This window comes from Aporhodopirellula aestuarii, assembly GCF_023701485.1.
In the GTDB taxonomy this organism is placed as follows: Bacteria; Planctomycetota; Planctomycetia; order Pirellulales; family Pirellulaceae; genus Rhodopirellula; species Rhodopirellula aestuarii.
On sequence record NZ_JAMQBK010000048.1, the window covers coordinates 36,887 to 54,007 of the forward strand.

General features: G+C 57.0%; 9 protein-coding genes. 6 read left to right on the forward strand and 3 right to left on the reverse strand.

The window, feature by feature from the left end:
- The first annotated feature begins 9 nt into the window (after window positions 1–9).
- The 4 genes from NB063_RS18390 (at window position 10) to NB063_RS18405 (ending at window position 3,130) form a co-directional block, all read left to right on the forward strand.
- Window positions 10–837, forward strand: a complete 828-nt coding sequence (locus NB063_RS18390; RefSeq protein ID WP_250930221.1) for a DUF1080 domain-containing protein — start codon at window positions 10–12, stop codon at window positions 835–837.
- A 101-nt stretch (window positions 838–938) separates the two neighbouring features.
- Window positions 939–1,382, forward strand: coding sequence for a tRNA adenosine(34) deaminase TadA (gene tadA / locus NB063_RS18395; protein ID WP_407652661.1), 444 nt, complete (start codon window positions 939–941; stop codon window positions 1,380–1,382).
- Window positions 1,383–1,565: 183 nt separating this feature from the next.
- Window positions 1,566–2,723 carry an ATP-binding protein gene (locus NB063_RS18400; protein ID WP_250930222.1) on the forward strand — a complete coding sequence of 386 codons (1,158 nt, stop codon included), beginning with the start codon at window positions 1,566–1,568 and terminating at the stop codon, window positions 2,721–2,723.
- Window positions 2,724–2,749: 26 nt separating this feature from the next.
- Window positions 2,750–3,130, forward strand: coding sequence for a response regulator (locus NB063_RS18405; RefSeq protein WP_250930223.1), 381 nt, complete (start codon window positions 2,750–2,752; stop codon window positions 3,128–3,130).
- Here the strand turns inward: NB063_RS18405 and NB063_RS18410 are convergent.
- Window positions 3,127–3,558 carry a GNAT family N-acetyltransferase gene (locus NB063_RS18410; protein ID WP_250930224.1) on the reverse strand — a complete coding sequence of 144 codons (432 nt, stop codon included), beginning with the start codon at window positions 3,556–3,558 and terminating at the stop codon, window positions 3,127–3,129. The two genes, NB063_RS18405 and NB063_RS18410, sit on opposite strands and share 4 nt — an antisense overlap.
- Before the next feature lie 187 nt (window positions 3,559–3,745).
- On the opposite strand from NB063_RS18410, the gene NB063_RS18415 reads away from it, so the two are divergent.
- Window positions 3,746–4,645 (forward strand): sugar phosphate nucleotidyltransferase, encoded by a 900-nt coding sequence (locus NB063_RS18415; RefSeq protein ID WP_250930225.1) that lies wholly within the window; start codon window positions 3,746–3,748, stop codon window positions 4,643–4,645.
- Complete coding sequence (locus NB063_RS18420; protein WP_250930226.1) at window positions 4,645–8,010, forward strand: UTP--glucose-1-phosphate uridylyltransferase; 3,366 nt, start codon at window positions 4,645–4,647, stop codon at window positions 8,008–8,010. Before NB063_RS18415 ends, NB063_RS18420 begins: the two co-directional genes overlap by 1 nt.
- 153 nt (window positions 8,011–8,163) lie before the next feature.
- On the opposite strand, the gene NB063_RS18425 is transcribed toward NB063_RS18420, so the two are convergent.
- Complete coding sequence (locus tag NB063_RS18425; RefSeq protein ID WP_250930227.1) at window positions 8,164–10,785, reverse strand: hypothetical protein; 2,622 nt, start codon at window positions 10,783–10,785, stop codon at window positions 8,164–8,166.
- 425 nt (window positions 10,786–11,210) lie between these two features.
- Entirely contained in the window at window positions 11,211–17,051 is a 5,841-nt protein-coding gene (locus tag NB063_RS18430; RefSeq protein WP_456061996.1) for a protein kinase domain-containing protein, read from the reverse strand.
- Window positions 17,052–17,121: the final 70 nt, after the last annotated feature.

Consider the following 17,121-nt stretch of genomic DNA (forward strand, 5'->3'; position numbering starts at 1 on the left):
GTCTGTATCGTGAATTTCACCGTCCACGCTCAATCCATTCTTGCGAACGAGCCAAATTCGACTATCCGCCGCCCGCGTGCATTTGCCTTAATGACCACGGCGTGTCTCCTCGCTGTTTCCTTCGTAGTCTCTGCAAATCCTGCGATTTGCCAAGACTCCAACGCTGAATCTTCATCGGTTTCCAGCCAGAAAGCCCCAATCGACAAATCGGCGGACCGTTTCACGCCGATGAAAGGCAAATGGAAAGCGGCCTCCTTCGGGGGCGATGGACCCATCGATATCACGAAGACCGACGATGGCGGGGAACTGATCGAAATGTTCGTCGGTGATCCGCTCACCGGGATTCGCTGGGAAGGCGATTTTCCAAAGGAAAACTACGAAATTCGGTTCGAAGCTCGCCGGTTGGAAGGGTTTGACTTTTTTGCCGCGATCACCTTCCCCGTTGGGGATCAGCACTGTTCGTTCGTGCTCGGCGGCTGGGGCGGCGGGATGGTCGGAATCAGCAGCATTGATGGCAACGACGCGTCGAGCAACGAGACCACTCAGTACAAAGACTTCGAAACCGATCAGTGGTACAAAATCCGCGTCCGCGTCGACGAGATGAACGTAACATGTTGGCTCGATGATGAAGAATACGCGACCGTCCCACGTGGCGAACACACGTTGAGCATTCGCATCGAGATGGATCCATGCCTGCCGTTGGGGATCGCGAACTTCATGACCCGCAGCGAACTGAGGAAAATCGAAATGCGCAAACTCAATGATGATGCGACGTCCAGTGAACTGGTCCCCCATCAATCGAACAATGCCCCGGCGAAGAGCGAGGTGTCCGAATGATTTCCGAATTTGGTTTCGACGACGGATCCCAGCGAAGTTCGTATTCTCATGGACTGGATAGTTCCTTGGATCAAGATCTCATCGATTTTGATGCACACTGGATGGGGCGTGCGATTGAACTTGCGCAAGCGGCGGCGATCGATGACGAAGTGCCCGTTGGCGCGGTGATCGTGCGACGCGGCAAGATGATCGGAGGTGCCGCGAATCAGCGTGAGGCGTTGCACGATCCGACCGCCCACGCCGAGATGATCGCGATCACTCAGGCTGCTGCGGCGATCGAAGATTGGCGACTCGAGGAAGCGACACTGTACGTGACGCTCGAACCGTGCCTGATGTGCGCCGGTGCGATCTTGCAGGCGCGGGTGCCGAGGGTTGTTTTTGGTGCAGCCGATCCGAAGGCGGGAGCCGTCGTCAGTTTGTACCAAGTGCTCGGTGACAACCGATTGAATCATCAGTGCCAGATCACTTCGGGCATCATGGCTGACCGCTGTGGTCGAATGTTGACTGAATTTTTCGCATCGAAACGCGCGATGGGAAAAAAGTAGCGAAACGACCCGTTTAACGCCGATTATATCGAGACTCACCTTTTTGTAGCGAAACCTCTACGCAGACGCCGATACCGAATGCATGACATGCATTCCTTTCTGGTTTCCTAGAGAAGTGACCGATCAATGGCGACAGTGGCGACGAGTTTACCGACGATAAGTTTGCCGCTTCGCCACTGCAGCATGACTTCGCTCAATTTGGTCGATAGTCCGCCGGAAACGGACTTTGATAATTTGACGCGATTGGTTCAAGAGGTTCTGAATGTGCCGGTGGCGTTGGTTTCAATTGTGGAACCACGCAACGACCGCCAATATTTCAAGAGCCAGCAGGGGCTTCCGGAACCCTGGGCGACCCTTCGCCAGACGCCGCTCTCGCACTCATTTTGCCAGCATGTCACACGTTGTGATGAGATGCTCGTGATTGATAACGCGTTGGAAAATGAGCTCGTTTGTGACAATTTGGCCGTTCGTGATCTCGGCGTCAGTGCGTACTTGGGGATGCCGATTTACTCACCCGATCGGATCTGTGTAGGCGCCCTTTGCGCGATCGACGTTCATCCACGCGAGTGGACCGCGACGGACATCCGCTTGATGAATTCGATTGCCGACTGCGTTACCGAAGCGATCTTGCTTCGAGCGGCATTTCAGACGGCGGCGGAGCTGCACGAGGAACAGAAGACATTCACGTACGCGTTGTCGCATGACCTCAAGGCGCCCGTCGTTTCGCTCAAGACGTTGCTGAGGGAACTGCATGCGGATTGCTCGGCTGCCGGTGATGCCAGCGAGATCGAACTGCTCGATCTCAGCATGAATTTAGTTAGCCGAATGGAGTCTCAAATAGGTGGACTCTCTGAATTTCATCGTTTGGCCGGATCGCACTTCCCGTTGGCGCCGGTCAAATTGGAACGAGTCGTCTTTGATGCCTTGGTCAGTCTCAAGGAACCCATTCACGAGTGTCGGGCGGAGATTTCGATCGGCTCGTTGCCGGACGTGCAGGGAATCGAATCGCTCCTGATCTCGCTTTTCCAAAATTTGATCGAGAACGCGATCAAGTATCGTCGTAAGGATCGTCGGCCGAGCGTGCGAATCGAGGCGTCGGTTTGCGGAAAACAGGTTCAGGTGAGAGTGATTGACAACGGCATCGGAATTCCGTTTGAGTCACACGGGCAAGTCTTCGAGATGTTTGAACGGCTTCATTCACGCGCCGACTATGAAGGGACGGGGCTGGGGTTAGCGATTTGTAAAAGGATCGTTGACATTCATCGTGGGACGATCGAAATTGAATCGGGGCTGGATCAAGGGACCACGGTAATCATCCGTTTGCAGGGTTTGAGCCATTGAATTTGCCAGCGAAGAAAATTCACGTCATGTTTATTGACGATGATCCGGTCGATCAGACTTTGTATCGCCGGTTGTGTAAACGCTCGGATGACGTTGGATCGGTTGAGTACTGTTCCTATGCCGATGAAGCCTTAGCGCAGTTAACTGCCAACCCGGAGGATCGACCCGACTTGATTTTCCTCGATATGCGGATCCCGCGAATGTCAGGGCTCGAGTTCTTGAACCGGCTCGACGGGTTTGGACCCGAGATGACGAAGGACATGCACGTGATCATTGCGACGACGTCGATTCATCCCGACGATAAAGCTGCTGCGACGGCGTTTTCGTTCGTAAGAGATTTCGCAACCAAACCGATTTCGGACGAGCAATTGCGAGGCATCATCGATTCGATACGTGCCGATTCTTAAGCCAGCGATTTGCTCATTTTTTGATGTTTGAGTGAGATCAACTCGAACTCATCTCCCACGGGTTGGTAGCCGAGTTTTTCATAGAACGGGACACACGCTTCTCGGGCGTGAAGAAAGGCTTCCGAAAAACCCAATTCACGGAGACGGGTTTCGCAGCTTTTTAACAGCTCACTACCCACTCCACAGCGTTGGCGATCTGATCGGACTGCCATCTGGCGGAATTGAACGATTCCAGAGGATTGCGGGCGGGCGACGATGGTTGCGACCAGTTCGTCATTGTCGAAAGCGCCGAAGTGCAACTGGGCGTGCTCGCCATCGAGTTCTTCGGCTGTTAATTTCAGGCCGAGCGGCTCCCGCAGCACGTCGTGCCGAAGTTCGAGTGCCGATTGGTATTCTGGGGAACACCACTCAATTTCGATGATTTTCATAGCGATTTTCCGCTTTAAAGCCGTCATTTCCCCGTTGAGTTGGCCAGTAATGTACCACAGTCAGGCGGAGTGGGCCCCCACACGAGTACGCGGCTCGGTGGTCTTTTTCCGGGCGCCAACTATCCTATATCGACGCTCGTCACGACCTGAACAAAAAGCACCCTTTGCCCATTGAAGACCTCGATCCATGCAAGTCCTAAAAGCGGTCATTACAGCCGCGGCGCCGAATCAGAACACGCTTCCACTGCAACGTTTGGTGGACCGCAACGGCGAAGAAAAAACAGCTCTGCAACTGATTGTCGAAGAGACCCTGTCGGCGGGTGTGGAAGAGATCGGCGTGGTGATTCAGCCGGGCGATGAAGAGAACTATCGACAGGCGGCAGGCTCCAGCATCGGCGCACTGCGTTTCTTGCACCAGGATCGGCCGCTCGGCTACGCGGACGCCTTATTGCGAGCGGAGTCGTTTTGCGGCGACGATGCGTTTCTGCATCTCGTTGGTGATCACCTCTATCTTTCTGCAACGCAGACGAGCTGTGCCGCCCAGCTCGTTGCGGTCGCGTGCCAACACGAGTGCCCCGTATCGGCGGTTCAGCCCACCCGTGAGCACCGCTTGCCTTACTTCGGCATCGTCGGTGGCAACAGTGTTCCGCGTCACGACGGCCTGTATGACGTTCGCAGCGTCGTCGAAAAGCCGACCCCGACGTTGGCCGAGCAAGACCTGATCACACCGGGGCTCCGCAGTGGACATTATCTCGGCTATTTCGGGATGCATGTTTTGACGCCCGCAGTGATCGAGTGTCTGCATGAAGTCATGAATGATCCGAGCTTGGAGCGTCCGTCGCTTACCGATGCGGCGGCAAAGTTGATCTCCCGTGGCAAGTATCTCGCCTGTCAAATTCGCGGCGAGCGATACAACATCGGATTCCAATACGGTGTTTTGATCGCACAACTCGCGATCGGGTTGTCCGGACGTGACCGTGATTTCCTGCTCACCGAATTGGTGGAGTTGCTCGCCAAACGTGCGGAAGGAGCCCCGATCAACGCAGACGCATTCGATTCATCGGCGTTTGCTGAAGGAGCCAACTGATGACGCTGACGATGGAGACAAATCCTTTTATTGAAACAATTCTTTCCGAAGATGCGGAGCTGCGAGATCGATCACTCGAATCGTTGTGCGAAGATGAATCGCTCGACGGATTGATGGGGCATGCCGCGGCGTTGGATCGATTCCGTCGCAACGAAGGCAATCTTTATCGCCGTGTTCGCGCCTTGTTCTTTTTGTCATCGCTCTACCGATATCATTTGCCGACGCGGTTCGACGGAAGTGGCTCCGGCAGCATCCCGTTCGACGGTTACGAACATTTGCTCAATCGGCGTTTCCAAGAGGCGATCGATTCGTTCTTGCAGACGCAATCGCAACTCGGTCCTTCGGATGCTTTGGCTAGCGCGCTGGCACAGGCGTATCACGAATTGGGATTTCAGACTCTCGCCGATCAAGTCCGTCATAGTGTGCGCACCGTGCGCGGCAACCAGTGGATGTTTCGACTCGGTCACGTTGCCGAGCATCCGCTGCGTCTGCGTCAGGAACTTCATGCATCGGGAGAGGCGAATGGTCCACACGCGGTATTGCGTGAGACCACGGCTGTACGAATGGATGTTTCGCATAGCGCGTGGAGCGATATCTTTTTCTTAGGGATGGATTTCCCGCAGGGCGCTCGCGTCCTGAATGTGTCCGTGGACCTCGGCGTCCGCGGTCGCGACAAGATGGTGCGTCCACCGATCGAAACGTATTTGCGCGTGATCGACCGACCGGTCTTTCGATTGGTCAGCGTGGACTTGGGCGCGTCGACGGAGGTGACCACGGTAGCGGAAATGTTTGATTTCGCACGTGACTACCTCGGTTTGCTCAAAGCTGCGGTGATCGCCTCCGGAGTCGTACCGCCGGGATTGGAGGGTTGTGGTTCATCGATGTCGGCATTGCTCGAACGTGTTGTCGGTCGCGGTCGGGGACTCGAACTCGTTAGCAAAATCAATGACATTCCGAAAGGCTCGCGGCTGGCTGTGTCGACCAATCTGCTCGGATCACTGATCAGTAATTTGATGCGGGCGACCGGCCAAATCCGCACTCTTGAGGGGCCGCTGACTGAAACGGATCGGCGTTTGGTGGCCGCCCGCGCGATCCTCGGCGAATGGATCGGCGGCAGCGGCGGTGGGTGGCAGGATTCCGGCGGCGTCTGGCCGGGCGTCAAGTTGATCTGCGGACAGGAAGCTGGTCCAGATGATCCCGAGTTCGGAATCAGCCGTGGTTGTCTGATGCCGAATCATACCGTTCTTGGGAACGACAAGGTCAGCGACAAAGCCCGACAAAAACTGCAGGACTCTCTCGTCCTCGTGCACGGGGGCATGGCCCAAAACGTGGGCCCGATTTTAGAGATGGTCACCGAACATTACCTCGTTCGGGGCGACTCGCAGTGGACGGCGAGACAAGAGGCGATGAAGATTTACGATAAGGTGGTTGACGCGCTCTGCGATGGAGACATCGCCGAACTTGGGAAATTGACTACACGTAATTTCGAAGGGCCATTGCAGACGATCATTCCGTGGGCAACCAATCGTTTCACCGACACGATGATCGAAAACTGCCGCCAAAAATTTGGTGATCAGTTTTGGGGATTTTGGATGCTCGGCGGTATGTCGGGCGGCGGTATGGGATTCATTTTCGATCCGTCGATCAAAAACGCTGCACAAGATTGGTTGAGCATCGAACTCGTTCGTGTCAAACGGTCGCTCGAAACAGCGTTGCCGTTTGCGATGGACCCGGTCGTGTATGATTTTGCGATCAACGACAGCGGCACGTCGGCGGAGCTTTTGCGAGATCAACACGCGGCGTTGCCACAAAACTATTACGCGTTGATGCTGCCGCAATGGTTGCGCACGCCGCTGCGAGAACTCTCGCCACAAACCCGCGACGAACTTTCACGAATCGCGTCGCGTTGTGAAGATCCAAGCGTTTCCGGCCTTGATGCTTCTGTGCTGCTGCGAAGTGTGTTGCCGACACCGAAGGTCGACATGGTGAGCAAAGTTACTGCCACGGACAGGACCGATCGAGGTTCATCTCTGAAGGATATTTTGCAACGTAATGGATTCGATCGCAGTCAGCACGAGCAGATTCGTGACAGCATGCGGTCGGGGCGATTTGGTTTGGCGGCGAACCGGTTGGCTCGTGATTTAAAGATCACTGACGTCGAACAACATCATGTCACCGATACCCGCGACGGGATTGACGACGCCATGATTCGAATCGGTGAGGACGCGATCGCCAGTGGTCAGGTTGGCGTCGTAACTCTCGCCGCGGGCGTGGGCAGTCGGTGGACCCAAGGAGCGGGCGTTTGCAAAGCGCTGCATCCGTTTCATCGGTTTGCCGGACGCCACCGCAGTTTCCTGGAGATCCATTTGGCGAAGAATCGCGCCACGTCGCGAAAACATGGCGGCGTGATTCCCCATGTGGTGACGACGAGCTGGATGACCGATGAAGCGATCCGGACGGCACTACGGGAGAACGAAAACTACGGCCATGACGGTCCGTTGCATGTGTCGAGTGGACGCAGCGTCGGGTTGCGAATGATTCCGATGGTGCGAGATCTACAGTTTTTGTGGGAAGAGACCCCGCAGCAGATGCTCGATCAGCAACAGCAAAAGATGCGCGAGAGTGCCCGCTCGGCGATCGCCCATTGGGCCCGCACGACGGGGGAAGGCAGCGATTACACCGATAACGTTCCGGCGCAGTGCGTCCATCCGGTCGGCCACTGGTACGAAGTTCCTAACCTGTTTCGCGGTGGCGTGCTGTCAAAAATGTTGCGTGAGCAACCAACTCTGAAATATTTGATGCTGCACAATATCGACACGCTCGGCGCAAACGTGGATCCCGGTTTGTTCGGGTTGCACATTCGATCTGGTGCGACGTTGAGCTACGAGGTCATTCCGCGTCGGTTGGAAGATCGCGGCGGCGGTTTGGCGGTTGTGGCGGGCCGCCCGCGACTTGTCGAAGGGCTCGCAATGCCCGATGACCGGATCGAATTCGGATTGCGGTTCTATAATTCGATGACGACATGGATCGATATCGACGCGTTGCTCGGTACGTTTGGTCTCGACCGCGTTTCGCTCAACGACTCCGCCGCCGTTGATGTGGCGGTGCGAGAAATGGCGGCGCGACTGCCGACCTACATCACGCTGAAAGAAGTGAAGAAGCGATGGGGACACGCCCAAGAAGATGTGTTCCCAGTTGCCCAATTCGAAAAACTCTGGGGTGACATGACGACGCTGCAGGATATCGATAGTCGATTCATCGTCACGCCGATGCGACGTGGTCAACAACTCAAGGAACCATCGCAACTCGATGCTTGGAATCGAGATGGCGGTTCGGATTACGTTGGTTCACTCTGTGAATGGTGATCACCGCGTCGCCGGTCGATTGTTTTCGATCTGGTCGGCGAAACGGTGTTGAACAGGATTGGCGGCTTCGAACGTGCTTTAGAGCGTCTCGCTTCCCCTCGCTTCGCTCGACCCTCCCGGCGGGAGGAAGGCTTCCTTTGCTAAAACACGTGCTTAGTTCTGGTAGCGGATGTCGCCGCGACGCAGTCGGGTGTCCCATTTCTTGATGTCGTTGCGACGGGAGTTCGCGTTCTCTTGATCGGCGCGGTATCCGAGCGTGTCGCCGACGATCAGCCGCAGATTTTCAATCGCCAAAACTCGGACCGCCATGGATGGAGAATCGAGGAGTTCCACGAGCATTTGATCTGAGCCCGCTTCCAACTCTTCAGGAGTAAATCCGACCAACAGCTTGTACAGTTTTTGGCTGTCGGCCAGTTCGGCTCGTTCGATTGCCATCCGAACCGCATCGGCTGCCTGAGCATCGGAGGCGATGTGTTGCCGGAGCATGCTAAAGTGTTCTTCCCAGTACAACCGTTGCCGCGGTCGATTGAGAATGCCATCGGCTCCGAAGTAGACGTCAGCTCGTCCGAGCAGTAACAACGTTTCCGCCGCGAGTGCGGCAACCTCAACACGTCGAAACGCCATAGCTTCTCGTAGTGTTTTTTCGATCGGCTCGTCCTTGCGTACGAACTCCATCAATCCTTCGCGGGCGGACTCGACGAGGACATCTTTTTTGGACGGGGCGTCGATCCAAACGGGCAAACGGTCGACCGTTGTCAACGCGGCCGGCTGCACGCCCGACCCTTGCAGTTGTTGCCCGGTTTCGAGGGTGACGGTTTCGTCAGGGGCGGCGACGGAGTTGTCTTTCATCACCCCCGATTGCAGCATCGCTTGGCCTTGGACCGCAATCACGCGGTAGACCGGCAATCGATTGTTGGGCAGCAGCGGGTTGGTGCCGAGACGCCGGAGATGAGTGAGTTCGACCGCCAGCACGGTTTGTGATTCGGGAAATGCGATCTTGATTTGACGGGCACCGACCAGCAACACAGCGGTCACGTCCGGCTGGGTTGACGCCAACAACAAGCGGCCATGGAGCAGCTGGGTCACCGGTCCGAGCTCGGCATCTTGGCCTAACCGCACTCGGGTTGGTCCGGCAAGCGTCCATTCCAGGCCAGCTTCGTTAACCAAGGTAGGTCGGTAGAGTGCCGGAGCGACGATGGTTTGACCCACTCGGACTGCGGACGTGGTTACGGGGGAATTGGCTTTCTTATTGGCGGCGGGAGCTTTCTCCGCGGCTTCATCGGGAGGCGTCGTCAAGCGTGACCAGGATTCGCCAGTACGGACAATGACGAGCGAATCGGGCTGCGTCAGTTCGGCAACCACGGCTCCGTTAGCGATCGGTTCCAGTGGTATTGGGACTGGGGCTTGGTTTGCGTTTGCTGATTCGTCCGTCGGGACCGTTGCCGGCGGCTCAGGGGACGCGTCCGAATCCGATGTGCTTTCATCAGAGTTCATCTCTGGAGTTGCCGGTGTAGCGACTGGTTCATCGCCCGTGTCGGTGGGTTCCGCCGGTGGCGGTGTTGGAACTGGTGGTGGGCTCGCGGGGGGCATCGTCTCGCGATCCAAGTCTGGTGTGGCATCCGTTGTCGACGTGTCGCTCGGGGTACCAGTAGATGCGGCTACCGTAGCAGGTGTTTCCTGGGTGGGTGGTGTCACCGGTGTTGGTGGTGCCTCCGCGGATACCGTAGGTGGTTTCGTTGCGTCTGTCTTCGGCGAAGTCGCTTCCGAGGAAGGGACGTTGGTGGTTGCTGGCTCCTTTCTCTCTGGGCCGGGTGGAGGGCTAAGTGCCGGGTCGCTGAGAGGCTCGTGATCTTCCATCGCGACGGCGCCGATGTCACGCAAGTCCTGTTTGGTCAGTGGTGCAAAAATCTGGCCAAGCACATACAGGACCACCCCCGCCAACGCGAGCGTGACCAACCATGGCGTGATTCGCGAAGGTCGAATTCCACCGCCATAACCGTCTGACCTTTTCAACATCGCGCGGGTCGCGCCGGCGACGATTTCGGCTTCGCTACGGCCGGATTCGTCGTCGTCGAGATCACGTCGGTTGCGGATTTTTGCCGAGGCGTTGGAGACACCCGAATCGTCGGGGCCAACAGGTCGGATCGCCGTCGCTGCGGCCGATGACCAATCCGGAGTCTGAGACTGAATGCCCGGTACGCCGGTCAGGTTCGCGGTGGGGTCTTCACTATTCACACCCAGGTCCATCTCATCATCTTGAGATTTCTCGGGAATCTCGACCGAAGAATAGGCGGCGGTCTGGGCGGCGGCTTGGGCAGCGGCGGCAGTGGACTGCGACGAGCGGGCATCGGCCGCGGGTTTCGTTTGTTGCTCCATCAATCGCAACTCATCGCTGAGCGGCAGATCGTAGATGCGGTTTCGTAATCGGTCGCTGACCCGAGCGGGCTGGCCCAACACTACGGTTAAGATTTGATGGCAGGCAGCGGCTTCGGACAACGAGGTATCCGACTCCAAACACAATCGCTCGATTTCCGCGATCTGTTCTTGAGACAACGTGCTGTCGAGATACTCGCTCATGACGTTGGCGTTCTCGAGCGGTCCGATCGCGTCAGGGGACAACGCGCCGATCTCGCGCCGATCGACCGAGTTTCGGATTCGCGCGATCAGCGATGTCGCGATACCGCTCTCTTCGATTTTGGCCTTGAGGATTTGCGTGTCCTCCTCCTCAAGCATGTCATCGAGGTATGCCAAGAGGGTGCGAAGCGTAAGACGCATGAGTCATCTCGTTGGGAATTCAGGTTGCGGTGGTTGTTCGAGCGTGCGATGGGGGGCCGAGTAGGTTTGCCCAGGTGACGACCGGGTTCAGCAAAAAACGGTCGATGATTCGCCGCTCTCATGTATTAGTGACCCCGCAAGGCTCGGACCGTGCAAGAAAAGACAGATTTTTTTGGGGAATGGGGGGATGGGGGTTTCAAACTTGGCCACCGGGTCACCTGGGGGGCGTCAAGTTTGCTTCTTTATTCCTTTTGGGCGGGGAGACGTGAGTTGGTCCAGGGGGCGCTGGCTGGAAGAGGGAGCTGAATCGAAAGATGGGGCTCCCCTCGCTACCGTTTGGCTCTCCCAGCGAGAGTGTGGAGAACACGCCGTTTTTTCCGCCGATGGAGATCGTCAGTTTTTAGTAAAGGTCGGATCCGCTGAACCTAGGGCGCCGGCCAGAGGATTACTTTGCCTTCGCGTCCCGCCGTCATCATCAACGTGTCTTCCGCATTGACGTCAACCGCCATCACACCGTCGGTATGCCGGAGCAATTCCAGAAGCTCCCGACCCTTTGGACCGATCTGCTCCGGCATCGCCGTTCCGTCCTCAACCGAAAGTTCCACGGAGAATCGCGGGTCCCAAACACGTACGCTGCGGTCCTGAGAAGCAGTGAAGAGACGCAACGTTGATCCCGCCGCATCGGAGGGCAGAATGTTTCCGGCGAGTGCCACGTCTTGAATCGCTTCGGCGTGACCCTGAAAGACCGCATCGGGCGGATCATTGGACGAATGATTCTTCGATAGGTCCCACATGCGGGCCAGTCGATCTTGTCCGCCTGCGGCAACGAATCGACCGTCCGGTGAGAAACAGCACGCGTGGATTGCTCCGGCACTCTCATCGTCGAACAAGATTCTCTGTGATTGATCAACGAGGTCGTGAAGTACAACTCGTCCACGGTCGGTCGTTGACAGGAGAGAACGACCGTTGGGTGATATTGAGAGTGACAACGGACGGTGAAGCACGTGGGCATTCGGTTCGTGGGAAGGGGCGATCGTGGCGAGCATTTTGGCTTCTGCGGTGCCACGGTCATACGACCAAAATCGAATCGCCCCGTCGTCGCCGCCCGTATAGAACTCCGTCACGTTCGGGTCATTCGCGAAGGCGATGCATCGGGTGGCACCTTCGTGAGGTGATTCGAGTTTGCCAACCGCATCGCCGGTGCGGGTGTCCCATAGTTTGACGCTACGGCTTCCCGTCGCAACGAGGTCACCTTGGGGCGAAAATACCGCGACGCTTAACGCTCCGTTGATGCGATAACTCATTTCGAGTTCTCGCGATCGCGTGTTCCATCGAAACGCTGAGTTGCCGTGCATGGTAACCAGCTCGTCTTCGGAAACCGGTGCGGCCGAAGAGAGATCTCCGATTCGACTAGGGAGCCCCAAGACCGTTTTCTTTTCGGCGCGGCGGACGTCGTCCTTTGCCAGCCATTGTTGCACTTGGCTCGGTGCATCACCGACCGGGTTGATCGCCACTATCGCGAGTTGGCCTGTGGCGTCTAACGCGACCGATGCGATTCCTGGACGTCCACCGCTGCGGGTGCGGTCTCGTGATTTCACCGTCATCGTCACCAAGTTCTTTTGTTTAGATGGTGAATCGGGTGTGTCGGCTAATTGCCACCAAACCGCACGATGGATCGTGGAATCGATTTTTTGGAGTTCTGATGTTGTGATGACGCGGCGTCCATCAATCGAGAACTGAATGCTCGTGACAAAGCCGTCATGTTCCAAACGGTCGACGATCTCACGCGAACGCAAGTCGATCCGCGAGAGTCGTTGGTCGTCAGCGGCTAGCCAAATGCTTTGCCCGTCGGGGGAAAAGGCGGCCGCATTGATTCGAGTGCCGAGTAACAGATCGATCGGCGAACCAATCTGTGTCCCTGTGGATACATCCCAAAGCAAGGCCCGGCCTGCACGATCAGCGGTCAACGCGTGAGACGCGTCGGGCGAGAGGGCGACTGCGGCGACTGATTCTTCGTGACCTCCGAGTCGGTGCATGATTTCTGCAGTTGCCGCCGCGGGATCGAATCGCCACAGAATCGTGCGAGATTCAGGCGAACTCGATCCTGTCAGAATAACGCGAGTGTCACGCGATACGGCGAGGATTTGATTCAGTCCGGTGTCGGGAATGGTTTCTAATTCGGTGCCACGACGCAAGTTCCAAACCCGGACGACCGAATCCGCACCGCCGACGAACAAACGCTGAGACGCAACATCAAGGGCCATCGACATCGCTCGGAAGGCGGTTCCTTCGGTGAGGTCCGAGACGGCAGCCATGCCGCTGTGATTGCTCGGCGTGTCGCCGGAAGAATCGGATTCCTCGGTGATCAAATCCTTGGGGTTACCCAACAGCAGCGTACGCGGATTGATCGACATGACTTTCGCCGTACGATCTCGGCTCGCCGTAACCACATGACGGCCGTCTGCGGACATGGACGCGGACCAAATTTCATCCTCGTGGACTTGGGTCGAGGTTGGTTCCACACTGGCAATCGACGCGGGTTGGTTCACACGTGTGTTGCGATTGACACCGACCGCCACCGAGTCACCCGTTAACCACATTCGAATCGATTGATCCGCACCGGCGGAAATGATTTGTTCGCCGTCCGCTGTCAGAGCAGCAGCGTCAAAGACCGGTCCGCCATGTCCCCGCAGCGTGCGAGTCAGTTCCCATTGTGGAAGATCGGCAGGATTTCTCTTGGCAGCGATTCGCCATACACGGATGAGGTAATCATCGCCACAGGTGATCAGCGTTTGGCCATCGTCGCAAAAGTGGACATTGCGAACGGATAACTCGTGCGCCGTTTCTTCGGCCGAACTCGCCGGCGATACCGGACCCTTCTTTGACGAGGCTTCCTCGTTGGAGAGTAATCGCGTGAAAGCGGTTCGTGAGGTTGCTGAGTCCTCGGAAGGAACCTTCTTACTGCTCCGGAGATTCGATTGCGACGAGGATTGCACGGCGCGTCTGACGAGTTTGGCAACGTCGTCGTTTTCGAGGCCATCGATCGACCACAGCAGCACGTTGCCGTCGGTATCCCCCGACGCAACGCTATTGGAGTCCGGTGACATGGCAACGCAGGTCAGCGGTTTGTCATGTTCGTCAAAGATGCCGACCTGTTTGGCGTCAACTTGGTCTGCGGATCTCGCATCCCAAACGACAACTTGCCCAAGACCCTTTTCGGCGATCGCCGCCGCGATGCGAATGCCCTCTGCTGTCATTCCGACCGACATGTCGATGACCGGAGCGATGTGCCACAGGGTTTCCAATTCGGTCCCTGTTGCCGTTTCCCAAATTCGTATCGTTCGATCGGTAGAGGATGACACGAGGTAGGTGTCGCCGACCATTTGCAAGTCTGTGATCCGGTCTCGGTGCCCTTGAAGTCGAAGTGCAGGTGCGGATGTTTGACCGGGTTGCGAAGATGAATTGCGAGGATCCCACAACACAATGTCACCCCGTAGGGAACCTGCCGCCGCGAGACTGCCATCACGGCGAATCGCGATCGACGAAAACTTGCCTGACGCATCGGATGTGCGAGTCGACTGCGAAAACGTAGGCAGTTCGATCGAAGTCAGCGTGAGCGATGGCTCGGTTTTGGGAACGGTTCGAGGTGTTGTCAGATTCAACGCCGCGAGCGTGCCGTCGTCGAGCCGTAAGATCGCCGGATGGTCCGGCGCATCTTGAGCGATCGCGAAATCGGTGACGATGCTCGCCGACTCAATGGACGCGGACGCTTGATTGGCGAGTGAAGATAGGTATCGAAGTTCCCACGGAACGGACTTGGGGGGACGGTCACCGATCAGGTCGGCAATCAATCGATGAGCTTCGGTGAACTCATTGCGATCGATACGTGCCTTCGCAAGTCCCACGCCTGAAACGTAGGCTTCGTATTCGGCCTTGGCCCTCGCGATTTCGGCGGATCGAGCATTTTGTATCGCTTGTTCTGCGTTTTCGAGTGCCTCGATCGCGTTTTGGTCGGCGCGATCGCGTTCCTTGGCCGCAAGCTCCAGGTTGTGAATCGCTTCGAGCTTTTTGGCTTCGGCGAGGGCTGCGTTTTCGATCGCCTCGCGGGCGTTTTGGTCTGCTCGCTCACGCTCGCGGATCACTTCGCGGGTTCGGGCCTCGGCGAGCAGTTTTTGTTCTTCGGCAAGCCGTTTTTGCTCTTCGGCAATCTTGGTCTGATCTTTCGCAATCTCGGTTTGTTCTTTGGCGATCTTAGATTGATATTGCGCGATCGAGGCGCTTCGCTTTTCGAGGGTTCTGGCTTCATTAATGATGTAGAGAGCGACCGATCCGCCGATCAGAATGAACGCGAGCATGGCGGCGGCGGCTTTCTTCAAAATCGCAAAACGGGTTTCCCGCTGACGCCGAAGTCGTAAGGCCTCCTTCAGTCGTCCGATTAACTCGGCATGTTCAGATGTGTCTTTATCGAGCAGTGAGAGCCCGAGATCGTAGTCCTGATTGAGGTAGGCGGCTTCGGCGTGATCAATCCGGGTTCGTTTGAGTCCCGTACGCGCCTTTTCGTTTCCATCCCAAAGCGCGAGAGCTTCTTCGAACCCAAACTGCGCCCGGGTAAAGAGTGGATATGATTTTCTTTCCTTCGCCTCACGCAAGTCGTCGGTGGCACGGGCGGCCAGCGAGATGCTCTCAGCGTGTGAGCGGTATTGTCGGATCGCGTCTTGAAATTGTTTGGTGTCGGCGTAGCGGTCAGAGGGGTCTGCGGCCATCGCTTTGAGTGCGATGTCCATTAACTCGCCGTTGTGTTTCGGATCGAAGTCGCGAATCTCATTGTTGGCGACCGCCCGGAGGCATTGGCTCACGTTGGCGGCATGGTGCGGTGGCTGGCCGGTGATGACCATGAACAGCGTCGCACCGAGCAGGTAGATGTCAGCGGCGGGACCGATCCGGTCGACCGGCCCGATCGCCATTTCGGGCGACATCATCGAAGGGGTGCCTCCGAGTCGGGTGGCGGGAGTGATCGAATCGAGTTTTTCAAACTCGGGTGTCGCTAACGCGATCCCCCAATCCATCACCATCACCACACCAAAATCACCCAGCATGACGTTTTCGGGTTTGATGTCTCGGTGGATCACACCGCGAGTATGTGCAAACCCGATCGCGTCGGCGACCTTGATAAGAATCTCAAGATTCTCATCGCGTGTTTTCTCGTTGATGACGTCCGACCAAGGCGTGCCGACGACGCGTTTCATTGAGTAGAACAGCGTGTTGTCGCCCGTGACCGCGACGTCGTGGATGGGCACGATGTTGGGGTGGTCAAGATCCCCGGTCACAACGGCTTCGGACAAGAATTGTTGTCGGCGATTCTGTTCGACCGTCTCGAGTTTCCCTTCTTTGGCGAGCCGCTCACGCTTGGCCGTATCGAGCGGTCGAATCACCTTGACCGCGATTAAACGATCGAGCGATCCTTGCCGAGCAACGAACACGTTGCCCATGCCGCCCCGGCCGAGCAAACGCACGAGACGATAGTCCGTGCCATCGGTTTCAGGGTGGATTTGGGTCGCGACGGTTTGATTGCGAAGCTGCAGACGGGTCTCGACAATGGTTCGGTCGATCGCGGGCGGCAGTGCCGTCGGTTCCCGGTTGGAAGTGAATTCTGCCGAAATTTCATTCCAGTATTTTGCTTCCGCGTCGGACAACGCTCGCGGGTTGATTGTTTGCCCGAGGTTCGTGTCGTCGAGGACCGACAGGGAATCCTCGTCCCGATCGCCCTCGACAGTTTCAAGTAGATTGGGATTTTCCGAAACGGTCGCTAAGCTTTCCGCCGTTACGTCGAGTGGTGAAGAAGGATCGTAAGCCGCTGGGCGTTGCTTTGGACCGTTGGTCTCGACCACCGTCTCGCTGAGGTTTGGAACGGTAACGTCTTGAACTTCGGTCGGCGGCTCATCCATCGTGGAGTCAAGATCGACGATGCCATGTTCTTCGATGGTTGCATCGGGATCAAAATCGCGAGTCTCCTCGACAGTTGCATCCGAATCAAAGGTGCCGCTCTCTGCGATGGTCACATTTGGATCTGAATCGCGATCTTCCTCTACCGTTGCATCTGGATCAAAGTCTTCGTCTTCGACCACGGTGGCATGCGAGTCGACACCGGGGTGTTCGGCGAGGGTAGCGTCGGGGGCGAAGTCGCGGGTCTCTTCGACGGTCGCATTGGGATCGTCGCCGTTTTCCTCGATGGTCGCGTTTGGATCAGATTCCTCGTCTTCGACCACGGTGGCATGCGGGTCGACACCGGGGTGTTCGGCGAGGGTGGCATCGGGGTCGAAGTCGCGGGTCTCTTCG